This is a genomic window from Ovoidimarina sediminis (assembly GCF_032586175.1).
Taxonomy (GTDB): domain Bacteria; phylum Pseudomonadota; class Alphaproteobacteria; order Rhodobacterales; family Rhodobacteraceae; genus Ovoidimarina; species Ovoidimarina sediminis.
Window position 1 is genome coordinate 82,949 of sequence record NZ_JAWHTE010000018.1, and the last position, 16,327, is coordinate 99,275.

The window sequence follows — 16,327 nt, forward strand, 5'->3', positions numbered from 1 at the left end:
AATGGCGTCAGATGTCATCACCCTCAGAACGGCGATCAGCGCGGATATTCCGCCACTCCGTCGCATTCTGACAGGAAGTTACACGCGGCTTCTTAAGTCGAGCTATCCGCCATCCACCCAGGTGACGGCCGTGCCGATCATCAGCCAGGTCAATCCGGCCCTCGTAACCAGCGGTACCTACTATGTCGCCGTTGATCAGGAGGACAGGGTTCTTGGCGGCGGCGGCTGGACGCGCTCGATCAAGGGCGGTGGCATTGCCGATGTCCGCCACATGGTAACGGATTACCGGTATCTCCGGCGCGGAATTGCGCGGCGCGTCATGATGGGCATCGTCTCTGAGGCACGTCACACCGGGATCAGCCGGCTGGAATGTCTTTCGACACGCATGGCCGTCCCGTTCTACGAGGCGATGGGTTTTTCGATCGATGCGAATGTGACGATCGGCCTGCGCCCCGGCATCGATTTCGCGGCCGTGCGGATGGTGAAAGACCTATAGGCAAACGGGGCACGCTGAACCGGATTTCGCGTCTCTCTCGTCATCTCCTATTCGGCGGCAGCCTGCGTGCGTTCCATCGCGGGCCGACCCCTCTCTTCAAACCCCAGTAACGCCGAGATTCGCGCCAGAATGCCCGTCCTCCCGCGCGGTGGTGCAAATGCGTCATTCGCCTTCATGCGCCTGCGCCGTTCCGTCAGATCGGCCCTTTGCGCGGCGTCCATCGCGGCAACAAAGGCGCCGGCTTTTGTGCAGGTGCTGAGGTCTCCAAACATTTCGCGGTCTCCGTCGGTTGTAATTGGCAGAACTGCCGGACTTGGTTTCATGAACCGTAGGAGACGGGCGTGAATGCGGCGTGATTTCCGTCGTGAGGAATTCCGCGCCTTCGCTATGCGAACCGTGAATCCGCCGTTAATAATCGACCCATGATCCGCAATCCGCACAATTCGGGCCCTGAATGTATCGGCTGATCCTGTCTGCCGACGTAACTCTGGTGAACCCGGAAGGGGTGGAGATCGCGCTTTCCTCTGCCAAGGCAAAGGCCCTTCTCGCATTTCTTGCGATGCCGCCCGGAAGGTCGAGAACGCGCGATGAGATCGTCGCTCTCCTGTGGTCCGACCGCGGGGAAGAGCAGGGCCGCGCCTCCTTGCGGCAGGTGCTGACACAGCTTCGCAAGGCGCTTGGGGCCGATGACGACCTGCTGCACATCGCACAGAACGCTCTCGCCCTGAACGCGAAGCGACTGACGGTCTTGCCGGGCACAGGGGACGCGGAATTCCTTTCGGCGCTCAGAATCCGTGATCCAGCGTTTGAAGAATGGGTCCGGGACGAAAGGTTGCGCCTCGACACCGCCGAAGATGCACGGGAACAGGCGACGCCGTCACCCGCCGTACCAAGCCTGCCGTCCATCGGCGTTCTCCCATTCGAGACCCTGTCGCAGGATGCCGGGCAGGAGCGCTTCGCGGATGGAATGACGCAGGATGTCATCACCGCCCTCTCGAAAATACCCAAGCTGTTCGTCGTCGCGCGAAGCTCCACCGAGATCTACCGGGGCGCGGAACCTCAGGTTGATCGGGTCGGCCAGGAACAAGGCGTCAGATACGTTCTGAAAGGCAGCATTCGCCGCGAGGGAAACCGGCTTCGCCTCTCGGCTCAACTGATCGATGCCGTGTCGGGGCAATACATCTGGGCACAACGCTATGACCGGGATGTTGGAAGCCTGTTCGATCTTCAGGACGAGATGACGCGGCAGGTGGCGTCGGCCCTTCAGGTCGAGATCACGGAAGGCGATCAGGCGCGTCTTTGGGCCAGCGGCACGACTGTCCTGGAAGCCTGGGAATGCGTTGCGCAGGTCGCGTCGCTTATGTTCGGGCACCGCAGGGAGGATCTCTTGAAGGGCCGGGCCCTGGCCGAACGCGCGCTTCAGCTTGACGATACCTACGCCTCCGCCTGGGTGTGGCTGGGATGGTCGCATGTCGAAGAGGTGTTCAACGGCTGGGCGGTGGATGCCGAGCGGTCGCTCGACCTTGCCATGAACGCCGGGGCACGAGCGCGTGACATCGATGCGTCCAATCCCGAAGTTCACATCGCGCTTGGGTTCACGGAGCTTTGCCGACGCAATTTCGATGCCGCACGCGCGCATGTGAAAACGGCCATTTCCCTCGGCCCCAACAACGCGTTCGCCTATGGCGTGGCCGCCTGCGTCGGCCAGTATTGCAACGCGCCGGACGAAATGATCCCGTTGCTGGAAAAGGCCAAGCGTCTCTGTCCGATCTATCCGGCCTGGTACGCGGAAACCCTGGGTTGGGCCCATCTTCTGAAAGGCCGCTATGCGGAAGCAATCTCCCTTGCCCGCGAGGCCGTTGCCCGCGATCCGGAGTATATCTACAGCTTCATCGTCCTCGCCATAGCCTATCAGGAGACGGGCCGAATGGCCGAGGCGCAGGCGGCGGTTGCCGAAATCCTGAGGGTCGCCCCGGATTATTCCCTGTCGAAATTCGCGAAGACACAGCCATTCAGCGATAAGGCCGTGCTCGACCGGCACCTCGCCGGCCTCGAAGGAGCGGGGCTTCCGAAATGACGCCTCCTGCATGGCGACAAAAGAAAAGGGCCGGCGGTGGCCGGCCCTCTCGTCGCACCAGGGGTGCTGGTTATTCTTGGTTGCCCAGGAACATCAGCAGGAACTGGAACATGTTCAGGAAGCTGATGTAGAGGCTGAGCGCGCCATCATAGGCAGCCTTGTCGAGCCACTCCTGATCGTTATGCGCCGCGTGGGCAACATAGGTGTTCTTGATGTCCTGCGTGTAGAACGCGGTCAGGCCCGCGAAGATCAGGATACCAAGGATCGAGATCGCGAACATCATCGCCGGGCTGGCGAGGAAGATGTTGATGATCATCGCAACGATCAGGCCGATCACGCCCATGATCAGAAACGCACCCCAGCCAGAGATGTCGCGCTTCGTCGTGTAGCCCCAGAGGCTGAGGCCCGCGAAAGCGATCGCCGTCACCAGGAACGTCTGAACGATCGAGAAATCGGTGAAGACGAGGAAGATCGAGCTCATCGACAGGCCCATCAGCGCCGCGAAGGCGAAGAAAGAAACCTGAACCGCAGCCGCCGAACCCCGGCGCATCATCGCGCCCCAGCCAAAGAACACAAAAGCCAGCGGCGCAAGCATGATCACCCAGCGCAGCGGCGTCGTGTAGATCAGCGCGCCGAGTGCCGACAGGTATTCCCCGTCTCGGATCATGATGCCGGTGGCAGACGGATCGGCCGTAACGGCCAGGCCGGCGATGGCCCAGGCGGCCAGCGCGGTAATCACCATGCCGATCGACATGGTGCCATAAACCTTGTTCATGTGGGTCCGCAGACCCTCATCGATGGCGGCACGGGCGCGGGCGTCAACTCCAACACGCTGTGCCGTCTGATATTCAGCCATTAAAGCCTCCACATAATCCCTGCTCAGGCCGGAAGCGCCGCCCCCGACCGTCGCAGTTTATATTGGCAGGAAAGGAGGCCATTTCAAGGCTTGCGGGCCGTTTTATGACTGTTTTCGTCAGGTTTCGCTTAATTCAGCGCCACCAGTCTGGAATATCTCAGAAAGGACGCCGAATCTCGTCCTCGATCTGCCGATTGCTCAGGCCGATGTCGCACCTCAGATGTTCGGGCATTTCGGCGAGCGACACCCGGTCGTTCTGGACGCGAAAGACCGCGTCGATCCAGCGAAGGCGTTTCCCGCGTCTGTGGCGCTGGAGGCTTGCCGGGCAGGTCTGGCTCAGGCTTTGCATGGGGATATCCTTTTGAAAAGTTGATCGTTGCGGCGGTATTCATCACGCTGCTTGATGTTTCTGGCGAACCATTGTTCATATTGGAAACGAATAATCTTGAGCCGATTCATCACGAATCTTGATATGCGTCGGAATCTCTATCTCACCCAGCTCCGTTCATTCGTGGCAGTCGCTGAAGCGGGCGGCGTTACACGGGCTGCCGGCCTTCTGAACCTCACGCAATCGGCCGTATCGATGCAGCTCAAGCGGCTGGAGGAGACGCTTGATCTCAGGCTCTTCGATCGCGCGAACCGCCAACTTCGGCTCACGGCCCATGGTGAACAGCTTCTAGGCTACGCGCGCCGCATGCTTGCGCTTAACGACGAAATCGTCTCGCGAATGACCGATCCGGGCTACGAGGGCAAGATCGTCCTCGGTGTGCCACATGACATCGTCTATCCCGTGATCCCGGAAATCCTTCAGAAGTTCCATGCCCAATACCCGCGGATGCGCGTGAACCTCCTGTCATCGAATACCCGCGAATTGAAAGGGCTCTTCGCGCATGGCGACGCCCAGATCATCCTGACGACCGAAGACGCATCCGATGCGGGGGCCGAAACCCTTGTCGAACTGCCGCTGATCTGGGTCGGTGCCCCCGGCGGCGTCGCGTGGAAAAGCCGGCCACTTCGCCTGGCTTTCGAACATCGCTGCATCTTCCGGCAAAGCGTGCAGCGCGCGCTCGACGAGGCCGACATCCCTTGGGAAATGGCGGTCGAATCAGAAAGCACCCGCACCGTCGAGGCGAGCGTCAGCGCCGATTTGGCAATCCATGCGGCGCTCGACATGACATGCCCGCCCTACATGGTGCCCGTGCCTCACGACGGCACGCTCCCCGATCTGCAATCCAAGCAGATCAACATGTACCACGTGACGGGAGAAGGCGGGCAGGGCGTCCTGAAGCCCCTTCAGGTGCTGACGGATATGCTTCGATCCGGCTATCGCACCAGGCTAGGTCGTGATCACGACTTTGCCGGTCGCACGGCGGCTGCGTAGGAATTCAAGCCCGTCGATCGCACGTTCTAGCGGAAAAGTCTGGCTGACATGCGGCCTAAGGTGGCCCTCGTCATACAACTGGAACAGCTCTTTCAAAGAATTGACAAGCACATCTGGGGCAAAGTTAAGATAACCTCCCCAATAGAAACCGTGAACGCTCACGTTCTTGACCAACAGGTGGTTCGCCGCAATCTCGGGGACCTCTCCGCTCGCGAATCCGATCAGGAGAATGCGGCCCTCGGGGCGCATCGCGCGGAATGCAGCCCTGAACTGATCCCCGCCAACCGCATCATAAACGACGTCTGCGCCGCCCTGCGCCTTCACGGCCTCTCGGATATCGTCGGTCTCGGGATCGAGAACGAATTCAGCCCCCGCAGCGCGCACCACCTCGGCCTTTTCAGCGCCGCGCGCGGCACCGATCACCCTGGCGCCGATCTGCGCTCCGATCTCGACCGCAGTCAGGCCCACACCCCCCGACGCTCCGAGAACCAGCAATGTCTCACCCGCCGTCAGGCGACCCACCCGTGTAAGCGCAAGGTGGCTCGTCCCGTAGGCAATAGGCATGGCCGCGGCAACCTCGAACGGCATACGCTCCGGAAGGGGAATGCACCGGTCGGCGGGGAAAACGCCGAACTCCGCGAGGCCGCCCTGGCCGCAATAGACGGCCACCCGCTGATCGACCTCTAGAGCCGTCACCCCCGGGCCGAGGGCAACGATTTCGCCCGAAACCTCCATTCCAAGCGTCACCGGAAGGTTCGGCCGTTCCTGGTAGCGCCCTCGGATCATGAGAAGGTCCGCGAAGTTCAATCCGCATGCGCGAATCCGTACGAGCACCTCGCCGGCCGCCGGTACGGGGGCCGGGACGTCTTCCAGGACAGGCGCCGACTCTAGCTGATGGAGGCGAAGGGACTTCATTCTAGGGCTTCTGTCCTCAGACGAACGTGACCATTGTCAGGTCGCTGGAAGGTGGCTATGCTGTACACGTATAAGGAGAGCTTCGATTGTGCTTTCGCATTCAGATTGCATGCAAGGCCCATTATGTTGTCCAGTTTCCATGGATCCGCAAAGAATCCATGTCAATTCAATTGGGAATATTTGTGTAAACTTGACGGCCCATTATTATTGTGAAGCCTAACGAAAAGGACAGGTTGTGCAACCCAAGCGGGTTCCTAGATATAGTGGGCTCATCCGTTACGTGAGAAAGACATCAAGAGAGAAGAGCTGATGAAACATCCGGTAGACGTCCATGTCGGCAAGCGTATCCGCCACCGCCGTTGGATGATTGGAATGACCCAGCAGCAGCTCGCGGAACGCGTTGGCATAAAGTTTCAGCAGATCCAGAAGTACGAGACGGGGATGAACCGCGTCAGCGCCTCGCGCCTTTGGGATATCGCGGAATCGCTCGAGGTGCCGATTTCCTTCTTTTTCGAAGGCATCGATGAGCGTGTTGGCACGAACGAGAACGTGCCGCGGGATCTGATGGCAGACAAGGAGGCGCTCGAACTCGTTCGATCCTATTACGCCATTCCTGAAACACAACGCCGCCGTCTGTTCGAACTGGCGCGCGTGCTCAGCGACGCAGACTGATCGTCATCGGCCCCGCGCCGTTGACGTGACCGCAGCACTCAAGTAGCGCGGAACCATGACAGGGCCGCGCCATTCTTTGACGGATCGCCCCGACAGCGAAGAGCTTGTCGAGGTCGTGCACGCGCTGTGCGACGCCGCGCGTGCAGCGACGCTGTCCTATTTCCGCTCCGATGGCCTGAACATCGCGTCCAAGGCCGAGGCGTTTGATCCCGTAACCGAGGCAGATCGCGCTGCTGAAGAGGCAATGCGCGATATCCTTCATCGCCGTCGCCCCGATGACGCGATACTGGGCGAGGAATTCGCGGCAAAACCGGGCACGTCCGGTCTGACCTGGGTTCTCGATCCTATCGACGGCACCCGCGGCTTCATGTCGGGTACGCCCACATGGGGCGTGCTCGTTGCCGTCGCGACAGAGACGGGGCCGATCCTCGGGGCGATCGACCAGCCCTATATCGGCGAACGCTTCTTCGGCGGGCTCGGGCACTCCTTTGTCACGGGTCCGCTCGGACAGCGCCCGCTCGCAGTCAAACCGCCCCGTCCCCTGGCCGAGGCCACGATGCTCACGACATTTCCCGAGGTCGGGACGGCCGAGGAAGGGCGCGCCTTCCGCAACGTTGCCGGCAAGGTGAGGCTCGTGCGCTACGGCCTTGATTGCTATGGATATGCGCTTGTCGCCGCCGGGCAGGTCGATCTTGTGATCGAGGCCGGGCTTCAGCCCTATGACATCGCGGCCCCGCTCGCGGTGGTCGAGGCTGCGGGCGGCGTTGTGACCGATTGGGCCGGGGGCCCGGCCCACGGTGGCGGTCGTGTCATCGCCGCGGCAAACGAAGCGATCCATGCCGAGGCTCTCACCCTCCTGCGCGAGATTGCGGGGTAGGGCAATGCGCCCCGCCGCCTGATCTCCGGCGAGTTTTCCACAGATTGCCCCCGATGTCGGCGAGGTTTCGCCGGTCGCTTTGCGATTCCCTGCCAGTTTCACGTCAGCGCCAGCTTTGTGCCCAACTCGGTCCCTAGCGTGTCCCGGTCGAATCTGCTGCAAGGACATCGGGATGCTTGCGAAACACTTGGTACGGGGGGCCATGGCTGCGCTGCTTCTGAGCGCTTGCGCCACGACCCCGGAGAAGAATACATCGGTTGTCGTGACGTCATCGGGCAGTGCCGTGACCGCGAACTCGGAAGCGACGCAATTCGCTGCGACGCTCAATCGCTATCGCGCGCAGAAGGGCAGGAAGCCCCTGACGCCGAATCCGGAACTGACGCGTGCGGCCCGCGCCCATGCGATCGACATGGCGCGACAGGATTACTTCTCGCATCGCGGCAAGGACGGATCGCTGCCCCAGCACAGGATCCGCAAGGCCGGATACCGTGCCTGCGCCACGGGTGAAAACCTTGCCTTCGGGCAACCTACCGCCCTTGATGCGTTCGAAGCATGGGTCGACTCGCCCGGTCACAACCGGATCCTTCTCTACCGCGACTTCGACGAGTACGGCTTTGCCCGCTACGGTCGTTTCTGGGTTCTGAACGTCGGTCAGCGCTGCTGAGGCTGATCGGACCTCAGCGTTTGCCCTTCGATGACATGGCCCGCGCGCGCGCGGCTGCGGCGCGAATCTCCTCGGCGATCTCTTCCGCCTCGCTCGGGTCGAAATCGAGCGGCACCTCGAACCCGTCGCCTTCTATGAACAGGCGCACCATGCCAAGGGATGTGGGGCCGATCTGAAGATTGGCGGTCGTGTCGCTTTCGTCGTTGATGCCCATGGATCCGGCTCCGATAGCTCAGAACGGCGGCCTAACGCCGCCGCAGCGCATTGGCAAGATGGCATCGCGCCGTCGGCCATGGCCAAGGGGGCACCTTACTCCGTGACAATGCGCCCTGCCGTGTGACAGGTTTCGGTCCATGAACATCGAACTCGCGCCGCTCATGCCGGTAGACGAAGGGTGGATCGTCGAATTTCACAAGGCCCACTACGCCCGAACCCTGGGCTACAACGATGCGTTCGGAACGCATGTGGCGAGGATCGTTCATGCGCTCGTCACCGAACCCAGGCCGGGCCGCGACCGTACCTGGATCGCACGTTGCGAAGATCGGCCGGTCGGATCGATCACCTGCAACGGACTCGGCGCCGAAGACGCGAAGCTCAGGCTCTTTTTCGTTGAACCCGGCTGGCAGGGCCGCGGCATTGGGCGTCTGCTGATTTCCGCCTGTATCGGGTTTGCGCGTGACGCCGGGTTTGAAACCCTGTCGCTGACCACGACCAAGGCACAGGCAAAGGCGCGCAGCCTTTATGCCCGTTCGGGTTTCGAATTGATCGGGTCACGGGAAAGCACTGATTTCGGCTCTCATCAGATCGAGGAGACGTGGCGTCTATCGCTCTGAGCCTCTTGCATTCATTCTTCGCCATGCTTAGACGGAGAGACCATCAAGTGCCGCCTTAGCTCAGTTGGTTAGAGCGCTGGATTGTGGATCCAGAGGTCCCCCGTTCAAGCCGGGGAGGCGGTACCATGAACTTCCCGCGAACGGCGCGGGGCCAGGCGAGTGAAGAGGCGAAACCAATGCGCCTTGCAGTTATGTCGGATATCCATGGCAATTCGGCCGCCCTGGACGCTGTTCTTGCCGACATCTCCCGCCTTGGCGCCGACATCATCGTCAACCTTGGGGACAGTCTTTCCGGCCCGCTCGATCCGGTGGGAACGGCCGAACGCCTGATCCCGGCCGGCTTCACGACGATCATGGGCAACCATGACCGCTGGCTCATCGACCGTCCTTTTGAAGAGCAGCCACTGTGGGAACAGTGGACAACGCCGCACCTGAGCCAACCGCATTTCGACTGGATCGCGGGCCTGCCGGCGACAAAGGTCGTGGAAGGCGTTCTGCTGACCCATGGCACGCCCAGAAGTGACAGCGAAGACTGGCTTCACGTGCGCGGTGAAATGGGCGTGATGCGCCAGGCCTGGCTATCGGAAGTGGCCCCCAAGGCCGAGGGTCATGATTACCCTGTCATCCTGTCGGGGCACACGCATTTCCCGCGCGTCGTCCGTCTTCCGGATGGTCGCCTGCTCGTTAATCCCGGCGCCGTCGGCGTCCCGTCCTATCTCGATGACCGGACCGATCCGCCCTTCGTGGCCGAAACCGGTGCACCCGATGCGCGCTATGCGATGCTCGACCGCGTGAACGGAGAGTGGCGGCCAAGCCTGCATGTCGTCCCCTACGATCCGACCGACATGATCGCGCGGGCCGAAGCGACCGGGGCCGCAAGTTGGGCCCAGGCCCTCAACACCGGCTGGATGCTCGAGCGCTGATGCCCCGCGACGTCGCGCCGGCCTAGCCGTCCGACACCCGTCCCATCATCCGCCCCGCGACCCAGCGGCCCGCAATTGTAAGAAGCGACCAGCGATGCGCCGCTTTGAGTGCAAGCGTCTCGCGCTTCTCGATGATGTCCCGCAGGTAAACCAGCCCATCGGTCTGGAAATCGTTCATCCAGAGCGAAACTGTCTGGCCGAGTGGATAGCTGTCGGGCGTCTCCGTTTCCGTCACAAGGCAACCCGCCTTTCCCTGCTTGAACCGGTGTTCGACCACGGCCTCGGTCTGCCAGCCGCCTGTCGGATCGGGCGTCAGAATGAGGGTTTTCTGAAGCTCCGGCGCGTCGGCGTCGATCTTCGCGAAGAAGGTCGGATCGGCCTCTCCTGCGGCCGAAGACGACAGGGTCGCATCCTCCCCGCCGTCGAAGTCGCAAAAGCCATCGAAGATATCTGTGCCCGGCATGTCGTACCAGACGGGGAAGATGCCGTCCCGGCCGGCCGCGCCGCAGCGATACTGTCCGATGTCTCGGCCGGGGCGCAGTGGAATGATATCGCGCACCGTTTCGATCGGCGCGTCCACGCGAACCCGGCTCGTGAAAACGGGCCGCTCCCGGAATTTTTCATTGAATGCGGTCAGGATCCGTCCCTGCATGGACATCACGAAGAATGGTGCGCAGATCAGAAGAACGATCCAGGCAAGAACCGACCCGCCGAAAATCGGCAGGAAGACCGCCATGATCACCAGGAGAAGAGAGATTGAAAGCGTCTCCTGCCATGCATTCGGAAACAGAACCGCATGAGCCCCGACCACGAGGAAAAGCACGACAAGCGTCAGCGCCAACCCGAAGGTTGTCGTGGCCGGGCCCCCAAGCCCGACAAGCCCGACAAGCGCAAACAGAACGAATGGCAGCACGGTTGCGACCGCGATCAAGCGGCGCAAGCGCCAGAGGCGATAGAGGATATGGGGAAGAGAGGGAAGGTCGAAGGGCATTGGTGTGCTCCGCGGCGCAATGAGTCCGCAGCGGGATTATCACCGAAATAAGGCAAGAAATCGGCCATGGGCCTAGAACCCGCTAAGGCGAGGTAAGGTCGATCTCTCCCAGAAGTTTGCCGTCGCGCGCGTAGACGAGAAGCCGCCCGCCCTCCGTCGCCACCGCGACCCAGCCTTCCGCGAATGTCAGTGCTGCCGGGCGCGCACCCTCCGGCAGGACGATCGCCTCAGGCAACGCTGGAAGCGGCGCCGGAGCCTGGAGCCGGATGACAAGCAGCACGATGATCGCTAGAACGCCCGCGATCATCGTGACCGTCAGCACGGTCACCAACGTTTTCAGAAAGCCGATCGTCCGGGCGTCGCCCGGCGCGAGCGGGGGGTCTTCATCCATGCCGCCATCCGTTCTCGAGGTGACCATCTGCGACGGGCCGCCCGACAGGCTTGATAAGGCACTGGCGCGCTCGGTGCCAGAGGCCGCGCATCTTTCGCGTTCCCGCCTCGCGCGCATGATTGCGGCCGGCGACGTGGCCGGGCCGGGCGGCGTCGTGCGCGATCAGAAGGCCCGGGCCGAAGCGGGCGAGGTCTACCGCGTTACTCTGGCGGAGGCACAGGCAACCGAAACCCGGCCAGAGGCGATCCCGCTCGACATCCTGTTCGAAGACGCCGACCTTGTCGTCGTGAACAAGCCTGCGGGAATGGTCGTCCACCCGGCGCCCGGCACGCCGGGCGGCACGCTTGTCAACGCGCTCCTCCATCACTTCGGCGGCGACCTGTCCGGTGTCGGCGGCGTCGAACGTCCCGGCATCGTGCACCGCATCGACAAGGACACGTCCGGTCTTCTCGTCGCGGCGAAATCGGACCGGGCACATCACGGCCTCGCCGCCCAGTTCGAGGCGCATTCCGCGGAACGTCGCTATCTCGCGCTCTGTCACGGCGTCCCCGATGCCGGCGATCCAAGGCTGCGCGGTGTGCGTGGCGTCAGCATCGAACCGGGCGGCATCATCAAGATCCAGTCCCAGCTTGCCCGCCACAAGAGCGATCGACAGAGGCAGGCCGTGGTCTGGTCCGGCGGCCGGCACGCTGTCACCCGCGTTGAGGTGCTGGAGAGTTTTCTTGATCAGGCCGCGTTCTGCGCGTGCCGCCTCGAAACCGGCCGCACGCATCAGATCCGCGTTCACATGGCGCATGCCGGTCACGGGCTGATCGGTGATCCTGTCTACGGTGGGCGCCGCAAACTGAAGGCATCAGCCATGGGAGAAGCGGCGGCTTCGGCCGTCGCGGCCTTTCCGCGCCAGGCGCTTCACGCCGCCGCGCTCGGCTTCGAACACCCCGTTACGGGCGAATGGCTCGCTTTCGAGGCAGAGATGCCGCCGGACATGTCAGATCTGCTCGGCACCCTTCGAGCCGGCGCAATTTCGGCCTGAACGGCGTGACGTTCCGCGGGGCAGGGGCCAACGTGCGGAACATGCGTGCTTATCCGGCGTTAGAAGAAGGGGTCGGGTCCGACCCCGTCCTGTTTCGAACCTGAAGAGAGCCAATTGCTGACACGAACCCTTTTCAAGGCGATCGCTCCCGAAGACGCAGAGCCGGGGGACGGGGCGGCAGAGCGGTTCTCTCGCCACTTCCTCTCCCTCAGCAGCACGAAGATTGCCGACGGTCTCATCGACCCGAAACTCGTGCTCGCCTGGGTCATGGGCGCGGTCGGCGCCCCCGGCTATCTGATCGGTTCCCTCGTTCCCGTCCGCGAGGCAGGTGCGCTATTGCCGCAGATTCTGCTTGCCCGGGAAATCCAGAGGCGCGCTGTGCGCAAGTATTTCTGGGTGGCGGGTTCGATCATCCAGGGCCTTGCGGCGTTCGGCATGGCGATCGCGGCGCTGACCCTTGAGGGGGCGGGTGCAGGCTGGGTGATCCTGCTTTGCCTTGCGATCTTCGCGTGCGCACGCGCGGCATGTTCGGCCAGCCACAAGGATGTCCTGGCGCGCACGGTCGAAACGGGTGCGCGCGGCACCGTTTCCGGCGCGGCCGGCACGGTCGCGGCGCTCGTCGTGTTTGCTTTCGCGGTTCTCCTAAGTTTCGGAGTGATCCCCCGCGAACTCGGTGCGATTTCGATCGCGATCATGGTTGCGGGCGCGCTCTGGCTGCTGGCCGCGATGACCTATCTGGGGATCGACGAGCCACCCGATCGGGATGCGGGGGACGAGGGCACGACGTCGAAAAACGTGCTGGAGCCACTTTGGAAGGACGGCGAGTTCCGCCGTTACATTCTCGTGCGCGGCCTGATGATTTCCACGGCACTCGCTCCGCCGTTTCTCGTCATGCTCAGCGAGGGGGCGGGGGAAGGTGCGCCCGGCAATCTCGGCCTCCTCCTCGTCGCTTCCTCACTGGCCGCGATTGCGTCCAGCTATCTCTGGGGGCGTCTCTCCGACCGATCCAGCCGCCAGACCCTTGCAGGCGCGGGTGCGCTCGCTGCGATCGCGCTCGGCACCGCGGCGGCGATCGGTCTCATGACCGGCGGCTTGCTCAATGGGGCCATTGCCGCGGTTGCCGTCTTCGTGGCCCAGATCGGCTATGAGGGCGCGCGCGCCGGACGAAAGACGCACCTCACAGATATGGATACGCCGGGCGGCAAGGCGCGATACACCGCCCTGTCCAACACGATGATCGGCGTCCTCCTGATCGCCGGTGGTGGTTTCGGCTTTCTCTCCGACATCGTCGGTCCCTCGGCGGTACTTGCCCTGTTCGCGGTGATGAGCCTTCTGGGGGCGTGGGCTGCACTGGGGCTGGATGAAGTGCAGGGCGACAGCGGTGCAAGGGCAGGATGATGGCTTGAGGATTTGCAAAAATGCACACTCAGGCTGTAAAGTGCGAACCAATATTGTATTATGCACACAAATGCGTGAGATGACTGACACAAGATATCATCCACCGCTTTGGCGGATTAACCTCTTGTTAACGGAAATGCTGAAGACCTACTTGAACTGAACTGACCAGTTCACTATCTGCATGTTAAGCCTTGATACATCGGGCGCAGTTACAGGGATATCGATGATGTCGAACTACGCTAATCTTCCTGCCCCCAGTCCTGAGGGGGGCCTGAACCGGTACCTCCAGGAAATCCGGAAGTTTCCGATGCTGGAACCGGAAGAGGAATACATGCTCGCCAAGCGGTGGGTGGAGTGCGAGGATACCGAGGCCGCTCACAAGATGGTCACCTCCCACCTCCGCCTCGCAGCGAAAATCGCGATGGGGTATCGCGGATACGGCCTGCCCCAGGCCGAAGTGATCTCCGAGGCGAATGTCGGTCTCATGCAGGCCGTGAAGCGGTTCGATCCCGAAAAGGGTTTCCGCCTCGCAACCTATGCCATGTGGTGGATCCGCGCCTCGATCCAGGAATACATCCTGCGGTCGTGGAGCCTGGTGAAACTCGGAACGACGAGCGCCCAGAAAAAACTGTTCTTCAACCTTCGCAAGGCGAAGGCTCGAATCGGGGCTCTCGAAGACGGTGACCTGCGGCCAGAGCACGTCGAAAAGATCGCCACCGATCTCGGTGTGACCGAGGACGAGGTGATTTCCATGAACCGGCGTCTGTCGGGCGGCGATGCCTCGCTCAACGCCACGATTTCGGCCGATGGCGAAGGGGCGGCCCAGTGGCAGGACTGGCTCGAGGACGAAGATGCCGACCAGGCTGCGGATTATGAAGCGAAAGACGAGCTGGAAACCCGCCGTGAAATGCTGGCCAATGCGATGAGCGTTCTGAACGAGCGCGAGCAGGATATCCTCACCCAGCGGCGTTTGCAGGATAACCCCGTCACGCTGGAAGATCTCTCGGGCGTCTACGGCGTCAGCCGCGAACGCATCCGGCAGATCGAGGTCCGTGCGTTCGAGAAACTGCAGAAACGCATGCAGGAACTTGCGCGCGAAAAGGGCATCTCCAGCGCCGCGTGAGCGCGCCCCTTTGCGGGCGAACGGATAAGTGCATCGAAGGGTCCCGCAAATGCCGGGGCCCTTTTTTCATGACGCGTAAAGGCCCGGCGCCAGGAAATCCCGGCTCCCTGCGGATCGAGGTTTAAGCCGGTCCGTCCGCAGGCTACTGTTAGCGCGAACAAGAGTCGGAGGCTGACAAGATGACGGATACGGTGCGCTGGGGCGTTCTCGGGGCGGCAAAGTTTGCCGAAGGCCACATGGCGCCTGCGATCAACGCGGCGAAAGGCGCGGCACTTGCGGGCCTCGCCACGTCCTCCCCGGAAAAGGCCGGCCCTTTCCAGGCCATTGCACCGGGGCTGACGGTGTACGACAGCTATGACGCGCTGCTCGCGGATCCGAAAATCGACGCGGTCTATGTTCCCTTGCCCAACCACCTCCATGTGGAGTGGACGTTGAAGGCGCTCGCCGCCGGCAAGCCTGTGCTGACGGAAAAGCCGATCGCGATGCAGGCGGGAGAGATCGATCAATTGATCGTAGCCCGCGACGACACCGGGCTTCTGGCGGCAGAGGCATATATGATCGTCCATCACCCGCAATGGCAGCGCGCCCGCGAACTGGTACAGGGCGGCGCGATCGGCGACCTCGTCTTTGTCGACAGTGTCTTCAGCTACGACAATTCCTCCGATCCGGGCAACATCCGCAACCGTCCTGAAACCGGTGGCGGCAGCCTGCCCGATATCGGCGTCTACACGTTCGGCGCCGCGCGCTGGGTGACGGGGGAAGAACCGCAACGGCTGGAGGCGCATATCCGGCGCGAAAACGGGGTAGATGTCTTTTCGCACGTTACCGGGGATTTCCCGTCCTTCCGCTACTCTTCGGTGACGTCGATGCGGGCCCATCCCCGGCAATACGTAACGTTCCAGGGGCGCGAAGGCGTCATCACCCTCACCGCCCCGTTCAATGCCGGTGTCTTCGGACAGGCGGAACTCGCCTTGCACCGGAATGCCCATGGCGGCGGCGCGCCTTCGGTGACGGTGGAGCGCTGGCCTTCGGTCAACCAGTACGTCAATCAGGTCGAAACGTTCGGGCGCAGCATCCAGGAAGGTATGCCCTATCCATGGCGCCTCGAAGACGCCAAGGGCACTCAGGCGATGATTGACATGGCCTTTGCCGCGGAACGGGGAAACTAGGTCGGCGCGTCACCTTCGCAAAGGCCCGACGGTAAGGTAGGCTTTGCCGAACCGACGGGAGAGATGGAGCACGGAAATGGCAGAGCGGGGAGAGTTCGATCACGTCATGCCGGATCTGCCGGAGCCGCAGGAGCGGCGGCCGGACAAGATCGGCGAGAACATGGGCCTCAGGTTCGTCCACTCGGTGATCCTCGCGATCATGATCAACCTCGCGCAGTCGGTGCTCCTGCTCGTGACGGTGGTGCAATATGTCCTGACGCTGGTGAACACCAATGCGCCGAACGCCCGGCTCACCGAGTTCGGCACAGATCTCGGCACATGGCTCGCCAAGGCCGCCCGCTATCAGGCGATGGGCACCGAAGAGAAGCCCTGGCCTTGGGAGCCCTGGGACGCGTAACGACTGCGGGGGCGGGGCAGTGCCCGCCCTCTGAACCGAACCGGTGACGCGGCGCTAAAGCATCCGACTGAAAACCTGAATCGCGGGGATTCCTGTTGGAGCTGATTTGTGATTCATCCTGTCTGGGAGGA

The 16,327-nt window shown here is 62.4% G+C and carries 19 protein-coding genes and 1 tRNA gene; 14 read left to right on the forward strand and 6 right to left on the reverse strand.

Going from position 1 to position 16,327, the window contains the following annotated elements; genetic code table 11:
* Position 1: 1 nt before the first annotated feature.
* Complete coding sequence (locus tag RXV90_RS18570) at positions 2 to 496, forward strand: GNAT family N-acetyltransferase (protein WP_316650488.1); 495 nt, start codon at positions 2 to 4, stop codon at positions 494 to 496.
* A gap of 454 nt (positions 497 to 950) precedes the next feature.
* The gene (locus tag RXV90_RS18575; RefSeq protein WP_316650490.1) at positions 951 to 2,573 is read left to right on the forward strand and encodes a tetratricopeptide repeat protein; all 1,623 of its coding nucleotides are present in this window, start codon (positions 951 to 953) and stop codon (positions 2,571 to 2,573) included.
* A gap of 70 nt (positions 2,574 to 2,643) precedes the next feature.
* On the opposite strand, the gene RXV90_RS18580 is transcribed toward RXV90_RS18575, so the two are convergent.
* Positions 2,644 to 3,429 carry a Bax inhibitor-1/YccA family protein gene (locus tag RXV90_RS18580; RefSeq protein WP_316650492.1) on the reverse strand — a complete coding sequence of 262 codons (786 nt, stop codon included), beginning with the start codon at positions 3,427 to 3,429 and terminating at the stop codon, positions 2,644 to 2,646.
* Positions 3,430 to 3,586: 157 nt separating this feature from the next.
* Positions 3,587 to 3,778, reverse strand: a complete 192-nt coding sequence (locus RXV90_RS18585; protein WP_316650493.1) for a DUF1127 domain-containing protein — start codon at positions 3,776 to 3,778, stop codon at positions 3,587 to 3,589.
* A 123-nt stretch (positions 3,779 to 3,901) separates the two neighbouring features.
* Here RXV90_RS18585 and RXV90_RS18590 point away from each other — a divergent pair, with 123 nt between their 5' ends.
* Positions 3,902 to 4,810: a LysR family transcriptional regulator gene (locus tag RXV90_RS18590; RefSeq protein ID WP_316650495.1), complete on the forward strand. Its 909-nt coding sequence runs from the start codon at positions 3,902 to 3,904 to the stop codon at positions 4,808 to 4,810.
* Here the strand turns inward: RXV90_RS18590 and RXV90_RS18595 are convergent.
* Positions 4,766 to 5,725, reverse strand: coding sequence for an NADPH:quinone oxidoreductase family protein (locus RXV90_RS18595; RefSeq protein ID WP_316650497.1), 960 nt, complete (start codon positions 5,723 to 5,725; stop codon positions 4,766 to 4,768). The genes RXV90_RS18590 and RXV90_RS18595 overlap by 45 nt on opposite strands.
* Before the next feature lie 309 nt (positions 5,726 to 6,034).
* Here RXV90_RS18595 and RXV90_RS18600 point away from each other — a divergent pair, with 309 nt between their 5' ends.
* From RXV90_RS18600 to RXV90_RS18610, 3 genes are all read left to right on the forward strand, one after another.
* Positions 6,035 to 6,397: a helix-turn-helix domain-containing protein gene (locus tag RXV90_RS18600; RefSeq protein WP_316650499.1), complete on the forward strand. Its 363-nt coding sequence runs from the start codon at positions 6,035 to 6,037 to the stop codon at positions 6,395 to 6,397.
* Between the two features lie 55 nt (positions 6,398 to 6,452).
* Entirely contained in the window at positions 6,453 to 7,274 is an 822-nt protein-coding gene (locus RXV90_RS18605; RefSeq protein ID WP_316650501.1) for an inositol monophosphatase family protein, read from the forward strand.
* A gap of 202 nt (positions 7,275 to 7,476) precedes the next feature.
* Positions 7,477 to 7,938, forward strand: a complete 462-nt coding sequence (locus RXV90_RS18610) for a CAP domain-containing protein (protein WP_316650503.1) — start codon at positions 7,477 to 7,479, stop codon at positions 7,936 to 7,938.
* 13 nt (positions 7,939 to 7,951) lie between these two features.
* On the opposite strand, the gene RXV90_RS18615 is transcribed toward RXV90_RS18610, so the two are convergent.
* Entirely contained in the window at positions 7,952 to 8,152 is a 201-nt protein-coding gene (locus RXV90_RS18615; protein ID WP_316650505.1) for a DUF6324 family protein, read from the reverse strand.
* A gap of 139 nt (positions 8,153 to 8,291) precedes the next feature.
* Between RXV90_RS18615 and RXV90_RS18620 the strand changes: the two genes are divergently transcribed.
* From RXV90_RS18620 to RXV90_RS18630, 3 genes are all read left to right on the forward strand, one after another.
* Positions 8,292 to 8,771, forward strand: coding sequence for a GNAT family N-acetyltransferase (locus tag RXV90_RS18620; protein ID WP_316650506.1), 480 nt, complete (start codon positions 8,292 to 8,294; stop codon positions 8,769 to 8,771).
* Positions 8,772 to 8,820: 49 nt separating this feature from the next.
* A tRNA-His gene (locus RXV90_RS18625) sits at positions 8,821 to 8,897 on the forward strand.
* Entirely contained in the window at positions 8,897 to 9,694 is a 798-nt protein-coding gene (locus tag RXV90_RS18630; RefSeq protein WP_316650508.1) for a metallophosphoesterase family protein, read from the forward strand. Before RXV90_RS18625 ends, RXV90_RS18630 begins: the two co-directional genes overlap by 1 nt.
* 22 nt (positions 9,695 to 9,716) lie before the next feature.
* Here the strand turns inward: RXV90_RS18630 and RXV90_RS18635 are convergent, their stop codons facing one another.
* Both RXV90_RS18635 and RXV90_RS18640 read right to left on the reverse strand, forming a co-directional pair.
* Positions 9,717 to 10,685, reverse strand: a complete 969-nt coding sequence (locus RXV90_RS18635; RefSeq protein ID WP_316650509.1) for a hypothetical protein — start codon at positions 10,683 to 10,685, stop codon at positions 9,717 to 9,719.
* A gap of 82 nt (positions 10,686 to 10,767) precedes the next feature.
* Positions 10,768 to 11,076 carry a DUF6476 family protein gene (locus tag RXV90_RS18640; RefSeq protein ID WP_316650512.1) on the reverse strand — a complete coding sequence of 103 codons (309 nt, stop codon included), beginning with the start codon at positions 11,074 to 11,076 and terminating at the stop codon, positions 10,768 to 10,770.
* On the opposite strand from RXV90_RS18640, the gene RXV90_RS18645 reads away from it, so the two are divergent.
* The 5 genes from RXV90_RS18645 (at position 11,075) to RXV90_RS18665 (ending at position 16,196) form a co-directional block, all read left to right on the forward strand.
* Positions 11,075 to 12,109 carry an RluA family pseudouridine synthase gene (locus tag RXV90_RS18645; RefSeq protein ID WP_316650514.1) on the forward strand — a complete coding sequence of 345 codons (1,035 nt, stop codon included), beginning with the start codon at positions 11,075 to 11,077 and terminating at the stop codon, positions 12,107 to 12,109. The two genes, RXV90_RS18640 and RXV90_RS18645, sit on opposite strands and share 2 nt — an antisense overlap.
* Before the next feature lie 114 nt (positions 12,110 to 12,223).
* Complete coding sequence (locus tag RXV90_RS18650) at positions 12,224 to 13,507, forward strand: MFS transporter (RefSeq protein ID WP_316650516.1); 1,284 nt, start codon at positions 12,224 to 12,226, stop codon at positions 13,505 to 13,507.
* A 226-nt stretch (positions 13,508 to 13,733) separates the two neighbouring features.
* A complete protein-coding gene (rpoH, locus tag RXV90_RS18655; protein WP_316650518.1) occupies positions 13,734 to 14,630 on the forward strand; it encodes an RNA polymerase sigma factor RpoH in 897 nt (298 codons plus the stop codon).
* A 179-nt stretch (positions 14,631 to 14,809) separates the two neighbouring features.
* On the forward strand, positions 14,810 to 15,799 hold the full coding sequence (locus RXV90_RS18660) for a Gfo/Idh/MocA family protein (RefSeq protein ID WP_316650520.1): 990 nt from the start codon (positions 14,810 to 14,812) through the stop codon (positions 15,797 to 15,799).
* A 76-nt stretch (positions 15,800 to 15,875) separates the two neighbouring features.
* Positions 15,876 to 16,196: a DUF4389 domain-containing protein gene (locus RXV90_RS18665; protein ID WP_316650522.1), complete on the forward strand. Its 321-nt coding sequence runs from the start codon at positions 15,876 to 15,878 to the stop codon at positions 16,194 to 16,196.
* Positions 16,197 to 16,327: the final 131 nt, after the last annotated feature.